Raw genomic sequence first — 15,477 nt, 5'->3', positions numbered from 1 at the left:
ACGGACCCATCATGCCGCTCGTCTCGATCATCACCCCGTCCTGGAACGTCGAAGGCCTGATCGAGGAGACGATCCGCTCGGTGCAGCGCCAGACATTCGCCGATTGGGAGCTTTTGATCGCCGACGACTGCTCGACCGACAAGACGCCTGCGATCATCGCCGCCATTGGCGAGCGCGATCCTCGCGTCAAGCTGATCCGCCAGGCCAGGAATGGCGGCCCGGCGCTGGCGCGCCAGGCGTCGATCGACGCCGCGCAAGGCCGCTATCTCGCCTTTCTCGACAGCGACGATCTGTGGCTGCCCGCGAAGCTGGAGCGGCAGCTTGCCTTCGCGAAGGAGAAGCAGGCCGCGCTCAGCTACACCGCCTTCCGCCGCATCAACGAGACCAGCACCGTCACCGGACGGCTGATCGAGGTCCCGGCCTCGCTCACCTACGACCAGCTCCTGAAGAACACCGCGATCGCGACGCTGACGGCGATGGTTGACCGTGAGATCGCCGGCCCCATCGCGATGCAGAACGAGGGCTACGACGATTTCTGCCTGTGGCTCTCGATCCTCAAGCGTGGCCATACCGCCTACGGCCTCAACGAGGATCTGGCGCGCTACCGCGTCAGGGGCTCCTCGGTCTCCAGCCGCCCGGTGCGCTCGGCCAAATGGGTCTGGCAGATCTACCGCAATGTCGAGCACCTCTCCCTGGTCCGATCGGCCTGGTGCTTCGGCCATTGGGGGGCACGGGCCTGGTTGAAGCGGCGGGAGTTCTAGGCTGATCGCCGGGCGTCCGGCGCGCCCGCCACAAAAAAAGTGAAAACAACCCCATGCACAGTAGAGGTGTTTAGATACCTCGATCCAAGGCATTTGGCTATTGGCGAGTCCGGCCGTTGCCGATACCACTCAGCCGCTCCCTTGCGAACAATCTGGAACCGATCATGCCGTTTGAAAACTACAGGAACAGCCGCATCCTCGTGACCGGGGGAGCCGGGTTCATCGGATCGCACCTCTGCGAACGACTGCTCGAAACCGGGGCCGAGGTGGTGTCCGCGGACAATTATTTCACGGGCAGCCGGCGCAATATCGCCCATCTGATCGCAAATCCGCTGTTCGAGGCGGTCCGGCACGACGTCACCTTCCCGCTCTATATCGAGGTCGACGCGATCTTCAACCTGGCCTGCCCGGCCTCGCCGATCCACTACCAGCGCGACCCCGTGCAGACCACCAAGACCTCGGTGCACGGCGCCATCAACATGCTGGGGCTGGCCAAGCGGCTCAAGGCGCGCATCTTCCAGGCCTCGACCAGCGAGGTCTATGGCGACCCGCTGATCCATCCGCAGACCGAGGATTACTGGGGCAACGTCAATCCGATCGGCATCCGATCCTGCTACGACGAGGGCAAGCGCTGCGCCGAGACCCTGTTCTTCGACTATTGGCGCCAGCATGGCCTGCCGATCAAGGTCGCGCGCATCTTCAACACCTATGGCCCGCGCATGCAGCCAAATGACGGCCGCGTGGTATCGTCCTTCATTGTCCAGGCTCTGAAGGGCGAGCCGATCACCGTGTTCGGCGACGGCGGTCAGACCCGCTCGTTCTGCTATGTCGACGACCTCGTCGAGGCCATCATGCGGTTGATGGCGACTGCGGAAGAGGTCACCGGCCCGATCAATATCGGCAATAATTCCGAGTTCACGATCCGCGAGCTCGCCGAGAAGGTCATCAAGCTCACGGGATCGCGTTCCAAGCTGGTGTTCAAGCCGCTGCCGCAGGACGATCCGCGCCAGCGCCAGCCCGACCTTGCCAAGGCCAAGGCGGTTCTGAACTGGGAGCCGAAGGTCGCGCTCGAGGACGGGCTGAAGGAGACGATCGCCTATTTCAAGCACACGCTCGACATCGCCTGAGCTGCTGCGAAACGTCCATCGTCCGCAACGAGCTTCCGGAAATGAGCGCGCCGCGCGGCATGTTCAGCGATTTGCGCGCCCGGCTGGACCGGAACGCCGCGCTGACGGCTTTGGGCTGCTACACAGCGCCGCCACCGGCCTGTCGCCGAGGTGATTTTCGGCAGGGCCGTCAGCTACGACCGGCGGTGGGCTGCGGTTCACCGCTGATCTTGCGACCGTCACTTTGTGCCGGCCCCTCCCGGGCCGACTTGCGGGCGCGGCCGCGGCCCCCAGCGACAGTGGCCCTCCGTGCCCAACTGGCCCGATCCGTGGTGTCATCAACCCACCGTCCGCCACCGAACGGGCACGGGCATTCCGGCCTGCCCCGTTGCATGCATGAATATGTTGCCCGGTAGCCACGACGGCTGAAAATGCAAGGCGAAACAGGCCGGAAACGAGCGCAAATGGATCGCCATTCATTGCAGGCCGTTGCGGCGCCATGGGAACATGGCGTGGGTGTCGGGCCGATACACGCATAGGCTGCATATTCCCGATGATTTCTTTGTTGATTTGAGAAGACCTGATGGCCGGACCGACAAAGGCAGGTGGACGGATCGGATACGGGCTGCGATCCATCGTGCGCCATTCCCTGGCGACACTCCTCGCCACCACCGGGCTCGGCGTCGTCACCGCCCATGCCGTGGACGGCACCTGGAGCGGCGGCTCCTCGGACTGGACCAATCCGGCCAACTGGTCGTCCAACCCCAGCGTGCCCGACGGGACCGCGACCTTCGCCAACACTGGCAGCGCGGCGGTCGACAACAACAACGGCGGCCTCAGCATCGGCACCATCCGGTTCGCGAACACCTCGCAGGCCTACACGTTCACGATCGGCAACCCGTTCGTCGTCAACGCAACGGGCATCATCAACAACGACACGGTCAATACCCAGAACTTCGAGGTCACCTCCGGCAACAATCTGGTGTTCCAGAACAGCAGCACCGCGAGCGGCGGCGCCGGGATCGTGATCATCACGAACGATGTCGGCGGCAACGTCAGATTCATTCAGAGCAGCACGGCCGGAACGGCAAGTCTCGCCAACAGCGGTATCGTCACGTTCGAGGATTCGGCCTCTGCCGGCAGCGCCACGATCACCACCAACAACGGCGCAACGACGAACTTCACCGGCACTGCAACCGGCGCCAGCGCCAAAATCATCACCAATGCAGGCGGCACCGTCGATATCTCAGGCCTGACCAGCGGCGGAATGACGGCCGGATCGATCGAAGGCGCCGGCAATTATGTGCTCGGCGCCAACACACTCACGACCGGCAGCGTCAACACCTCGACCCAGGTCGACGGCATCATCTCGGGCACCGGCGGCCTGACCAAGGTCGGCACGGGCACGCTGACGCTGGCCGGCACCAACACCTACACCGGCGCCACGACGATCTCGGCCGGAACGCTGGCAATCTCCGGCTTCGGCAGCATCTCGTCATCCAGCGTCGTCACGGTGGACGCGACGCTCGACATCTCGGCGTCGGCCGTTCCGTTCAACGCAATCACGACGCTTGCCGGCAGCGCTTCCGGCGTCGTCAACATGGGCGGCAACGGGCTGGTGATCACCAACGGTTCGACCGAGTTTGCAGGCACGATCCAGGGCACCGGCGGGCTCGAGGTTTTCGGTGGAACGCAGACGCTGTCTGGCGTGAATACCTACTCGAATGCGACCCAGATCGATGCCGGAGCCACGTTGGCACTGAAGGGGGCGGGCTCGATCGCAAACTCGGCGTTCGTCTCGTTCAGCGCGGCGAATGCCACGCTCGACATCTCGCAGACGACCTCCGGCACGTCGATCCGCGGCCTTGGTTCGCCGGGCGGCAGCGGCATCGTCGCGCTGGGATCGAAGACGCTGACGATCACGTCCGGCAGCACGTTCGGCGGCGTGATCCAGGACGGCGGCATTGCCGGCGGCAGCGGTGGCAGCGTCGTCATCGCCGGTGGTGCCGTTCAGGCGCTCGGAGCCGTCAATACCTATACCGGGACGACAACGATCCAGGCCCTCGGCGAGCTGGATCTCGTCACCTCCGGGGGCACCGATGGCAGCATTGCGACCTCGAGCAACGTGATCGCCAACGGCGTCTTCGACATCACGGCCTTGAGCACCGGCACCGCGATCAAATCGCTCTCGGGCGCGGGCACCGTCAATCTCGGCGCCAACACGCTGACGATCACGAGCGGCAACGGCACCTTTGCCGGCGTCATCGACGACGGCGGCGCCGGCGGCGGACTCACACTCACCGGCGGCACGCAGACGCTGACCGGCATCAATACCTATACCGGCGCCACCAATGTGAATGGCGGCATGCTGGTGGTGGACGGCACGGTTCTGAACAGCCCGACGACCGTCAATGCGGGAGGCACGCTCGCCGGCAGCGGCACGATCGCGGGCGTCGCGGTCAGCGGCGGTACGCTGGCGCCCGGCAGCACGACAAGCCCGTTCGGCCCGATGACAATCAGCGGATCGCTGACCTTTACCGCCGCCTCGACCTATCTGGTGCAGGTCTCCTCGGCCAACGCCACCCTCACCCAGGTCACGGGCGCAGCCGGTCTCGGCGGCGCGGCGGTGAGCGTCAATTTCACATCGGGTACGGTCAAGAAGCGGTATACGATCCTGACCGCGGCCGGCACCCTGGCCGGCAGCACCTTCAACCCGAACGTCGCCTCCAACATGCCGACGCTTAACGGGACGCTGAGCTACGACCCCAATAACGTGTTCCTCAACGTCAGCGTCAATTTCGCGCAAGGTGGCGGACTCAACGTCAACCAACAGAACGTCGCGAACACACTGACAAACTTCTTCAACACCACCGGCAATATTCCCTTGGCCTTCGCGGCACTGTCGCCGGCGGGGCTGACCACCGCCTCGGGCGAGCTCGGCACCGGTATCATCCAGGCGGCGATCAATGCCGACGGCCAGTTCCTCAACCTGATGCTCGACCCGACCGTCGTCGGGCGCAGCGGCGGCTTCGCCAGGGCGGGCAGCGTCGCACAGTTCGCCGAAAGCGATGAAGCAGCCACCTACGCCGCGATGCGGCCGGCCACCGCGCGCGAGCGCGAGGCTTATGCAATGGCGACCAAGGCGCCGCTCCTTTCCTCGCGCCCAAGCAGCCGCTGGAGCGTCTGGGCGGCCGGCTATGGCGGTTCGGCCGAAGTCGATGGCAACGCAGCGGTCGGCTCACAGGATCTGGCGGCGCGGGTCTGGGGCGGTGCCGCCGGCGCGGATTACAGGATCTCGGTGGACACGCTGGTCGGCTTTGCGCTCGGCGGCGGCGGCCTGAATTACTCGCTCGCCAACGCGATGGGCTCGGGCTCGGCCGACCTGTTCCAGGCCGGCGTCTACGGCCGGCACAATTTCGGGCCGGCCTACGTCTCGGCTGCGCTCGCCTATGGCTGGCACGACGTCACGACCAACCGCACCGTGGCGCCCGGCGGCTTCGACCAGCTCCAGGGCCGTTTCAAGGCCGACACATTTTCGGCCCGCTTCGAGGGCGGCTACCGCTTCGCGACGCCGCTGGTCGGCATCACGCCCTACGCTGCGGCGCAGGTGACGAATTTCAATCTTCCCAATTACTCCGAGGTCAGCCTCAACGGCGGCGGGCTGTTCGGGCTGAACTATGCTTCGCAATCGCTGACCGATACCCGCTCTGAGCTTGGCCTGCGCGCCGACAGATCCTACGCCATGCAGAACGGCGTGCTGACGCTGCGCGGCCGCGCCGCCTGGGCGCACGATTACAATCCGAGCCGCGCAGTCACCGCGCTGTTCCAGACCCTGCCCGGCACCAGCTTCGTGGTGAACGGCGCTCAAGTCGATGCCGACTCCGCACTCGTGAGTGCCAGCGCCGAGATGAAATGGCTGAGCGGCTTCTCGATCGCCGCCACCTTCGACGGCGAGTTCTCAAGCAACATCACCAGCTATTCCGGTAAGGGCGTGTTCAAGTACGCCTGGTGAACTGCGAAGCCGAGGCGCCCGGCGCGCGTCAGCCGTCTTCGAGATCGCGCCGGACAGCCGACTACACTTGCGTCGATCGACACAACCCACGCCGTCAGCGCAGCAGGAAACCGTGTTCCTGCTGGTTGTGAAGAAAATCGGCCAGAATGTCGCCTACAGCCGTGTCTGGGCTTCCCGACTGTTGCGCCCACAGCTCTGACGCTGTCTGCACAATTGCAGGCGCAGGCATGGCGTCCGGTAACTCCAACGAGGTGGTCCCGTCCTGGGTGAAATTGAAGGCAAAGCTCTCGCCGGACATATTGAGCCCGGCAGTCGCTGGCGACGCTGCGCCCACGGCGCCATCGCCATTGAGATCCTGCTGCAGCGTCGGCTCGAGCGCCTTCAGGGACGGATCGGTCCCGAGCACTTCGGGAGCCGCGGCAAGCGTCGTCACGAAATTGCCGTTGCTGTCGGTGCTCCAGACCGAATAATGCCCGTTCGCCGAATTCTTCCAGACCACGTCGTAGCCGCCGCCCGACACTTGCTCGGCGGCAATGACCGACCATGTGGTGTAATTGGCCGTGCTCACCACAGAGCCTGCGTATTTCAGCGCAGGCCCGATGCCGGTGGAGATGTTGTCCAGATAGTAGTTACCGCCCGACAGCACGACGCTGGTCGATCCCAGCGCCTCGATCGTGACGAGGTTGAGGCCAATCGTCCCGTCGCCGTTGAGATCCTGCTGCAGCGTCGGCTCGAGCGCCTTCAGGGACGGATCGGTCCCCAGCACTTCGGGGGCCGCCGCAAGCGTCGTCACGAAATTGCCGTTGCTGTCGGTGCTCCAGACCGAATAATGCCCGTTCGACGAATCCTTCCAGACCACGTCGTAGCCGCCGCCCGAGACCTGCTCTGCGGCAATGACCGACCAGGTGGTGTAGTTGGCCGTGTTCACCGCAGAGCCTGCATATTTCAGCGTAGGTCCCGTGCCGGTGGAGATGTCGTCCAGATAGTAGTTACCGCCCGACAGCACCACGCTGGTCGATCCGAGCGCCTCGATCGTCACAGGGGGGACAACCGGCACCCCAATCGTGCCATCGCCGTTGAGATCCTGCTGCAGCGTCGGCTCCAATGCCTTCAGAGAGGAATCGGATCCCAGCACTTCCGGGGCCGCCGCAAGTGTCGTGACGAAATTGCCACTGCTGTCAGTGCTCCAGACCGAATAATGTCCGTTCGCCGAATTCTTCCAGACCACGTCGTAGCCGCCGCCCGACACCTGCTCGGCTGCAATGACCGACCATGTGGTGTAATTGGCCGTGTTCACCACAGAGCCTGCATATTTCAGCGTAGGTCCGGTGCCGGTGGAGATGTTGTCCAAATAGTAATTACCGCCCGACAGCACGACGCTGGTCGATCCGATTGCCTCGATCGTCGCAGGAGGGGCAACCGGCACCCCAATCGTGCCGTCGCCGTTGAGATCCTGCTGCAGCGTCGGCTCCAGCGCTTTCAGAGAGGGATCGGTCCCCAGCACTTCGGGGGCTGCCGCAAGCGTCTTGACGAAATTGCCGCTGCTGTCAGTGCTCCACACCGAGTAATGCCCGTTCGACGAATCCTTCCAGACCACGTCGTAGCCGCCGCCCGACACCTGCTCGGCGGCAATGACCGACCATGTGGTGTAATTGGCTGTGTTCACCACAGAGCCTACGTATTTCAGCGCAGGTCCGATGCCGGTGGAGATGTTGTCCAGATAGTAGTTACCGCCCGACAGCACGACGCTGGTCGATCCCAGCGCCTCGATCGTGACGACGTTGAGGCCAATCGTCCCGTCGCCGTTGAGATCCTGCTGGAGGGTCGGCTCCAACGCCTTCAGAGAGGGATCGGATCCCAGCACTTCCGGGGCCGCCGCAAGTGTCGTGACGAAATTGCCACTGCTGTTCGTGCTCCAGACCGAGTAACGCCCGGTCGACGAATCCTTCCAGACCACGTCGTAACCGCCGCCCGACACCTGCTCCGCGGCAATGACCGACCAGGTGGTGTAATTGGCCGTGTTCACCACAGAGCCGGCATGTTTCAGCGTAGGTCCGGTGCCGGTCGAGATGTTGTTCAGGTAATAGTTGCCGCCCGACTGGACCACGCTGGTCGATCCGAGCGTCTCGATCACGGTCGTCACCAGAGTGGAGCTGGCGACCGCGACGCCGGCAAACTGGAAATATTCGACCCCGGTGACGGTATCGGTGCCGTCAGGAGAACCGCTGCGCAGGTCGACCAGGGTGAAGGTCTGTGTCGCCCCGTTGTACGTAATCGTGTAATTGGCCTGGCCGCTTGAGTACACCGCGGTGTCGGTGCCGGCGCCGCCGGTGATCGTGTCGTTGCCCGCCCCGCCCGTGATCGTGTCGTTGCCGCCGCCGCCGTTCAGCGTATTGGCGATGGCGTTGCCGATGATGGTGTCAGTGCCGGATCCGCCGATGGCGTTGTCGATGTAGGAGCGTGCGTCGCCGCTGTAGAGATAGGCGTTGTAGACGTTGCCGGAGGCGTAATGGCCGTTGCCGAGATAGGCCAGTTGCACGGAGGAGAACACCGACGAAGCGCCGGGATTGAGGTTGATGCTCAGGTTGGTCGTGTAGTTCGACAGGTCGTAGGTATCGACGCCGCCGCCGTCCCAGACGGTCTCGTAGATGCGGTTGGCCGAGCCGCCGACCCCGCCGCCCGGCGCGAGCTGACCGACGCCGTTGATGAACTGCTGTCCGGTGGTCGAATTCCAGGTGTAGACGGTGTTGCTGCTCTGCGTCGTGTAGTCCGCGCCGTACATGGTCTGGAGCGCGAGGATATCGTTGGCCATGTAGGTCTGCGAATATCCATAGGCTTCGTTGGTGTAGCCGCCCGTGGTCGAAGCGCCGACATAGCTGCGATAGCTCATGACGGTGTATTCGCTGCTGTCATGCGCGCTCGGCACCGCGACGTTGGCGGGGCCGCCGGCCTCCTGGCTGTGCTTGAGGCCGAGGGCATGGCCGAGCTCGTGCAGCGCGGTCGTGAAGTAATAATTGCCGAGCTTGGCCAGCGAGAAATTGTATTGGGTGCCGAACCAGATGTCGCCGCCGGGCGCATAATTGAAGGGATAGTAGGCGTAAGCAGTCGGATTGGCCGCCGGCGACTGCGCGATCATGATGTCGGCGCCGTTCGTGCCCGCGTACTGGATGTTGGCGTTGGTGTAACCGAGGATCAGCCCGATCGCGTAGTTGATCGCGGCCTGGATCTGGGTGGGCGCCGAGGCAAATCCCGACGTGGTCGGCTCGCCGTCGCCGTAATAGGGATTGGGATAGTCGCTCGATGCGTCGGGAAAGCTATAGGTGATCGTGCCGGTCCATTTGTAACCGGACAGCAGGCCATCGATCTCGGCGTTGTTGGTGGCACTGACATTGACGGCGGTGGCCAATTGACTCTCCAGAGCAACGCATTGGGCGTGATTCGCGGCGAAGGCGTATGATTCTAGCCTGAGAGTTAAACGTTTGGTTTAAATGGGACAGTGGCGTGCGTGCCGCTTCGATAAGAGTATGTTAGCCATCATAACCCGTAGTCATACGGGCGCGAACAAGAGTCTGGGTTCCCGGAACACCCGCAATTTGCAGGGTCTCATGACACGACCTCGATTCCCAGCTCGTCTGTTTGGCGCCCTGCTCGCGCTCGCCGGACTGAGCCATCAACCCTTCGGAGGACTGCCTGTCATGGTGGAGAAGGCCAAGGCCGACGACAAGGGCAAGGCGGTGCGCGCGCCCGTCATGCCAATGGCCCGCGACCCCGCTGTTGCGGTGGCAGAGGAATACGAAGCCGCGCACCGGAAGGGAACGCGGGAAGCCCTTGAACTCTTCATCGCACGCCACCCCGACGATCCTCTGGCCGCCCAGGCGCGCGTCGAGCTGAAGCGTCTGTCGCGCTGACCTTACAGGCACCGCATCAGGCATGGCATTTCGGCAGGCGGGATCGGCGTCGGGCCGGACTTGTCGCGTGATCTTTCGGCACTATGGTAGGCCCGCAATCTGTCCCGGAGCCTTTCAAGATGCCCTTTCCGCATGCCTCGGAAGCCCTGTCGCGCTTCACCGTGCTCGATCTGACCCGCGTCCGTTCCGGGCCGACGTGCGTACGGCAACTGGCGGACTGGGGCGCCAATGTCGTCAAGATCGACGCGTTGACCGAGGACAGCGGCGGCGAGCAGCCCGGCGGACCCCGGCGAGGTTCCGACTTCCAGAATCTGCACCGTAACAAGCGGGCCATGACGCTGAACCTGAAGGACGAGCGCGGGCTCGCCGTGTTCAAGCGCCTCGCCGCCAAGGCCGATGTCGTGGTCGAGAATTTCCGGCCCGACGTGAAGAAGAAGCTCGGCATCGACTATGACAGCCTTGCCAAGATCAATCCGCGCATCGTCTATGGCAGCATCTCCGGCTTCGGCCAAGACGGCCCCTATCACAAGCGGCCCGGCTTCGATCAGATCGCGCAAGGCATGGGCGGGCTGATGTCGATCACCGGGGCGCCGGGCCAAGGCCCGATGCGGGTCGGCATTCCCGTCGCCGACCTGACGGCCGGCCTGTTTTGCGCCATGGGCGTCCTCACCGCGCTGCTCGAGCGCGAGGTGTCCGGCAAGGGTCAGTGGGTGCAGACCTCGCTGCTGCAGGCCCAGATCTTCATGCTCGACTTCCAGGCCGCGCGCTGGCTGATGGAGAAGGAGGTCGCCAAGCAGGCCGGCAACAACCATCCGACCAGCATCCCGACGGGCGTGTTCAAGACCTCGGACGGGTACATCAACATCGCCACGACCGGTGGGCGGATCTGGGAGCGCTGCGCGCAGGCGATCGGCGCACCGGAGCTCTATGCCCATCCCGACTATGCGACGGCCCCTGCCCGTTCCAGGAACCGCGACGCGCTCAACGCCGAGATCGAGAAGCGCACCGTGACGAAGTCGACCGAGACCTGGGTCCGCGAGCTCAACGAGGCCGGCGTGCCCTGCGGGCCGATCTATGCCATCGACCAGATGTTCGAGGACGCCCAAGTCAAGCATCTCGGCATCGCCCAGGACGTGCCGAACGAGGAGGGCCGCCAGATCCGCCTGGTCGGCCAGCCCGTGACGCTGTCGCGGACGCCGAGCAGGATGGTGGCGCGGCCGCCGGAATTCGGCGAGCAGACCGACGAGGTCTTGAAGGAATTCGGCATCAGTGCGGACGAGATTGCCAGGCTCAGGGACGCGAAGGTGGTGTGAGCCAGGCCGGAAACGACGATGCCCGGCAGGATTGCCGGGCATCGAAGGCAGTTCGCGCTGGACAGCTCAGTATTTCGCGACGACAGGCGTCGGCGTGAACGCATAGTTGAAGCCGGCGCGCAGCACGTGATCGTGGAAGCTGACGTCCGCCTGGTTGGCGGTGCCCGCGAAGTAAGTCTTGCTGCCGAAATCCATGTAGAGATATTCGAGCTTGGCCGACCAATTCCGGGTGAACTTGCGTTCAACGCCCGCGCCCACCGTCCAGCCGACCCGGGTATCGGTGCTGGTTGCCCCTGCCCCGATTGGTAAGGTGAAACCGCCGAGCGGAGTCGTGCCGCCGAGACCCGGCCCGAAGACCTGGATTCCAAGCGAGGTCGCGGACGAATATTTGAACTCGCCGACGGCGAGGCCACCGGTCGCGTACCAGAGAGTCTGCGGATCCGACAGGATACCGACGCGCCCGCGGAACGTCGCGAACCACTGCAGGTCATAGGAAAGATTTGCGGTGAGCGTCGCAATGGAATTGAAGTCGGTGCCGATCGGCAGGCCGATGATATTCGAGCCGTAACGCGCGCTTGTCGTGGTCACCGTCCGCGACGAACGCTCGCCGGTCGCCTGAATGTCGCCCTCGAGGCCGACGACCCATTTCGGATCGACCTGCCAGTTGTAGCCGAGCTGACCGCCGGCCAGCCAACCGTCGACATTCTGGCCAAACGCGCTGAATTGTGTGGCCGGGAACGGCAGTGCGATCGGCGCGACGGTCGTCTCCGCCCTGCCCCAGCTGTATCCGGCGTTCAATCCGGCATAGAAGCCCGTCCAACTCCAGACCGGATCGACGACGGGCGGGGCCTTCACGTAGGGTTTCGATGCCAGATCGGCGGCCAATGCGCTGCTCGCGACCAGCGATGCAGCCACAATTCCTATCACAACCTGCTTCATGGCATTGCCCCCGTGAAAAACAATAAATCTAGGGGCAGCATAAGCGCAAAGCCCCGCCGAGGGCTGTCGCGCAAGAGCAACATTTGGAAACAACTATTGTGCGCCAGCAACAGGACTACGGCGACACAATAACACCAAGATATTGATTGGATTGACTTTTCTTGCGCCGCCCGTTTATCTCGCCGGCTTCCAGCCGACCCGGCCGAGCAAGCCCTCGATCAGGGGCCAGAACAGCAGCACGATCGCCAGGGTCGTGATCGAGCCGACCAGCCCGTTCGACCAGAACACCTTCAGCGTCCCGCCGGAGCCGATCATCGAGAGGCGGAAGGCATCCTCGGCGCGGTTGCCGAGCACGAGCGCGAGGGTAAACGGGGCCAAGGGAATGCCGATCTTCTTGAAGACGTAGCCGACGACACCGAAGCCGAGCATCAGCCAGATGTCGAACATCGCGTTCTGGATCGCGTAGGCGCCGATCGCGCAGGACACCACGATCATCGGCGCCACCGCCGCAAAAGGCACGCGCAGGATCGAGGCGAAGATCGGCACCGTCGTCAACACCAGCACGAGGCCGACGACATTGCCGAGATACATCGAAGCGATCAGGCCCCAGACGAAGTCCTTGTGCTCGACGAACAGCAGCGGCCCCGGATTGAGCCCCCACACCATCAGCCCGCCGAGCAGGATCGCCGCCGTGCCCGAGCCGGGAATGCCGAGCGCCAGCATCGGCAGCAGCGCCGAGGTGCCGGAGGCATGCGCCGCCGTCTCGGGCGCGAACACGCCCTCGATGCGGCCCTTGCCGAAGCTCTCCGGCTCCTTGGCGAAACGCTTGGCAAGGTTGTAGCCCATGAAGGAGGCCGCGATCGCGCCGCCCGGGGTGATGCCGAGCCAGCAGCCGATGAAGGAGGAGCGCAGCAGCGTCACCCAGTATTTCGGCAAGTCCTTCCAGACGCCGAGCACGACGCGCAGCGAAATGCTCGCCGCATGTCCGCGCAGCGCCAGCCGCTCCTCCATCGTCAGCAGGATCTCGCTGATGCCGAACAGGCCGATGACGGCGACCAGGAAGTTGATGCCGCGGAGCAATTCCGGCGAGCCGAAGGTCATGCGGAGATTGCCGGACACGGTATCCATGCCGATGCCGGCGAGCAGCAGCCCCAGCGACATCGAGATGACCGTCTTGTGCTTGGCCTCGCGTCCCAGTCCGACGAAGGAGCAGAAGGTGAGCAGATATACCGCGAAGAACTCGGGCGGGCCGAATTTCAGCGCGAAGGACGAGATCATCGGCGCAAGGAACGTGATCAGCAGCACCGCGACCAGCGAGCCGATGAAGGAGGAGGTGAACGCCGCGGTCAGCGCCTCCGCCGCCCTGCCCTGCTGCGCCATCGGATAACCGTCGAAGGTGGTCGCGACGGACCAGGCTTCGCCGGGAATGTTGAACAGGATCGAGGTGATCGCACCGCCGAACAGCGCGCCCCAATAGATGCAGGACAGCATCACGATCGCGGAGGTCGGATCCATCGTGAAGGTGAGCGGCAACAGGATCGCGACGCCGTTGGGACCGCCGAGGCCCGGCAGCACGCCGACGAAGATCCCGAGCACCAGCCCGACCATCATCAGCACAAGCGTCTTCCACGTCAGCAGGACGGCAAAACCGTGAAGCAGGAGTCCGAAAGCTTCCATTTGCAGGCCCGCCTAGCGGCCGAAGGCCGCTTCGAGCGGCCCTTTCGGCATGATGACGTCGAAGGCGATGTCGAAGGTGACGAACATGATCGCCGTGAACAGGAAGGCCGTAAGCAGCGACTTCCACAGCGCGATCTTGCCGACGAAGCGCATGAAGCTCGCGATCAGGAGGAAGCTCGCGACATAGAGGCCTAGGAACTGCATCGCCAGGCAGAACAGCAGCGTCGGCACGAACACCGCCAGGACGCGGCGCGCCTGCGCGTGCGTGACGAAGGTCTCGGCCGCCTTGCAGTGCGCGACCAGCGCCGCGATCAGGCCATAGAGGCTGCCGCCGCCGAGGATGACCGAGAGATAGAATGGGAAATAGCCGGGCTCGGGGCCGGTCGAATCCCAGGACGCGCCGGTGCGCCAATTGTCGTAGCCGAGCGTGACGGCCAGCGCGAGCAGCAGGAGGCAGACGACGATCTCGATCGTGCCGGAGGACACGACGGAGGGCGAGTCGTCTTCAGGAGCGGTCGGATCGTCGACGACGATTTCGATATCGGTTTGGGACATGGTGAGCATCAAATGCTGTGGCCAATCCCCTCTCCCCGCTTGCGGGGAGAGGGTTAGGGTGAGGGGAGGCTCCGCGGAGACGGCGAGAGTTGGACTCGCGGAGAGTCCCCCTCACCCGGATTGCATCTTCGATGCAATCCGACCTCTCCCCGCAAGCGGGGCGTGGTGAAACAGCTACTTCGCGACGAAACCGGCTTCGGTCATCAGCGACTTGTTGAGCGCGTCGTCCTCCTCGAGGAACTGCACCATGTCCTTGCCGGTGAGGAAGATCGGCTTCAGCGCCTGCTTCTCCATGTACTCCTTGTATTCCGTGGTCTGCGTCACCTTGTGGAAGAGATCGACATAGAACGCCTGCTGCTCGGCCGTCACCTTGCCGGGCAGGAACATCGCGCGCAGCATCAGATATTGCACGTCGACGCCTTCCTCCTTGCAGGTCGGAATGTCGGCCCAGGACTGGGTGTCCGTCACCTTGCTGGTGTAGGAGATGCGCTCCTTGTCGAACACGCAGAGCGGACGCACCTGGCCGGCGCGCCAGACTTCGAGATTTTCGGATGGGTTGTTGACGTTGGCTTCGGTGTGGTTGCCGACCAGCTGGGTCGCGGCCTCGCCGCCGGACTTGTAGGGTAGATAGGAGAACTTCGCGCCGGTCTTCTGCTCGAGGAAGACGGTGAGCACGTGGTCCTCGCGCTTGGAGCCGGTCCCGCCCATCTTGAACGGTGCACTCGCGGCTTTCGCGGCCGCGACGAATTCCTTCACGGTCTTGGGGCCTGCGCTGTTGTCCCACAGCACGAACTGGTCGAGCGCGACCACCGAAACCGGGGTCAGCTCGCGCCAGTTGAAGGGGATCTTCGCCGAAAGCGGCAGCATGTAGATCAACGAATAGGCGATCAGCACCTTGTTCGGATCGCCCTCGCTGGACTTCATGTACATCAGCGCTTCCGCACCCGAGGCGCCGCCCTTGAGCGAGACGACGATCGGCTGCTTCATCAGATTGTTCTTCTGGATCGCGGCCTGCATCATCCGCGCCATCTGGTCGGAGGCACCGCCCGCGCCTGCCGCCACCACGATCTCGACCGGCTTGGCCGGCTCCCAGCCGGCAACAGCCGGCGTGCTCAACAACAGCGCCATGGCGGCGCCGACGGCTTTCACTGGCATTCGCACGAGTTTCGTCCCCTGATGTTTTTTGAGTTGTAGCGCGGAAACTTT

At 64.0% G+C, this 15,477-nt stretch carries 10 protein-coding genes; 5 read left to right on the top strand and 5 right to left on the bottom strand.

The genetic code is table 11. The features are described 5' to 3' along the window. The first annotated feature begins 11 nt into the window (after positions 1–11). From D6B98_RS04660 to D6B98_RS04650, 3 genes are all read left to right on the top strand, one after another. On the top strand, positions 12–761 hold the full coding sequence (locus tag D6B98_RS04660; protein WP_126255716.1) for a glycosyltransferase family 2 protein: 750 nt from the start codon (positions 12–14) through the stop codon (positions 759–761). A gap of 164 nt (positions 762–925) precedes the next feature. Beyond that, entirely contained in the window at positions 926–1,888 is a 963-nt protein-coding gene (locus D6B98_RS04655; RefSeq protein ID WP_126255715.1) for a UDP-glucuronic acid decarboxylase family protein, read from the top strand. 562 nt (positions 1,889–2,450) lie between these two features. Further along, positions 2,451–5,879, top strand: coding sequence for an autotransporter outer membrane beta-barrel domain-containing protein (locus D6B98_RS04650; RefSeq protein WP_126255714.1), 3,429 nt, complete (start codon positions 2,451–2,453; stop codon positions 5,877–5,879). Between the two features lie 94 nt (positions 5,880–5,973). On the opposite strand, the gene D6B98_RS04645 is transcribed toward D6B98_RS04650, so the two are convergent. Further along, the gene (locus D6B98_RS04645; protein WP_126255713.1) at positions 5,974–9,285 is read right to left on the bottom strand and encodes a M10 family metallopeptidase C-terminal domain-containing protein; all 3,312 of its coding nucleotides are present in this window, start codon (positions 9,283–9,285) and stop codon (positions 5,974–5,976) included. 289 nt (positions 9,286–9,574) lie between these two features. Here D6B98_RS04645 and D6B98_RS04640 point away from each other — a divergent pair, with 289 nt between their 5' ends. Together D6B98_RS04640 and D6B98_RS04635 are read left to right on the top strand one after the other, a co-directional pair. Beyond that, the gene (locus D6B98_RS04640; RefSeq protein WP_347338973.1) at positions 9,575–9,787 is read left to right on the top strand and encodes a hypothetical protein; all 213 of its coding nucleotides are present in this window, start codon (positions 9,575–9,577) and stop codon (positions 9,785–9,787) included. Between the two features lie 119 nt (positions 9,788–9,906). Continuing rightward, a complete protein-coding gene (locus D6B98_RS04635) occupies positions 9,907–11,100 on the top strand; it encodes a CaiB/BaiF CoA transferase family protein (RefSeq protein WP_164718379.1) in 1,194 nt (397 codons plus the stop codon). 66 nt (positions 11,101–11,166) lie between these two features. On the opposite strand, the gene D6B98_RS04630 is transcribed toward D6B98_RS04635, so the two are convergent. From D6B98_RS04630 to D6B98_RS04615, 4 genes are all read right to left on the bottom strand, one after another. Further along, the gene (locus D6B98_RS04630) at positions 11,167–12,039 is read right to left on the bottom strand and encodes an outer membrane protein (protein ID WP_126255711.1); all 873 of its coding nucleotides are present in this window, start codon (positions 12,037–12,039) and stop codon (positions 11,167–11,169) included. A gap of 174 nt (positions 12,040–12,213) precedes the next feature. After that, positions 12,214–13,716, bottom strand: coding sequence for a tripartite tricarboxylate transporter permease (locus D6B98_RS04625; RefSeq protein ID WP_126255710.1), 1,503 nt, complete (start codon positions 13,714–13,716; stop codon positions 12,214–12,216). A 12-nt stretch (positions 13,717–13,728) separates the two neighbouring features. After that, a complete protein-coding gene (locus tag D6B98_RS04620; RefSeq protein ID WP_126255709.1) occupies positions 13,729–14,271 on the bottom strand; it encodes a tripartite tricarboxylate transporter TctB family protein in 543 nt (180 codons plus the stop codon). A 174-nt stretch (positions 14,272–14,445) separates the two neighbouring features. Then, on the bottom strand, positions 14,446–15,426 hold the full coding sequence (locus D6B98_RS04615) for a Bug family tripartite tricarboxylate transporter substrate binding protein (RefSeq protein ID WP_126255708.1): 981 nt from the start codon (positions 15,424–15,426) through the stop codon (positions 14,446–14,448). Positions 15,427–15,477: the final 51 nt, after the last annotated feature.

It is taken from the genome of Bradyrhizobium sp. LVM 105, assembly GCF_003957705.1.
GTDB classification, from domain to species: domain Bacteria; phylum Pseudomonadota; class Alphaproteobacteria; order Rhizobiales; family Xanthobacteraceae; genus Bradyrhizobium; species Bradyrhizobium frederickii.
The sequence above is the reverse complement of the archived record's forward strand: the minus strand, read 5'-3'. Positions and strand labels throughout refer to the sequence as shown.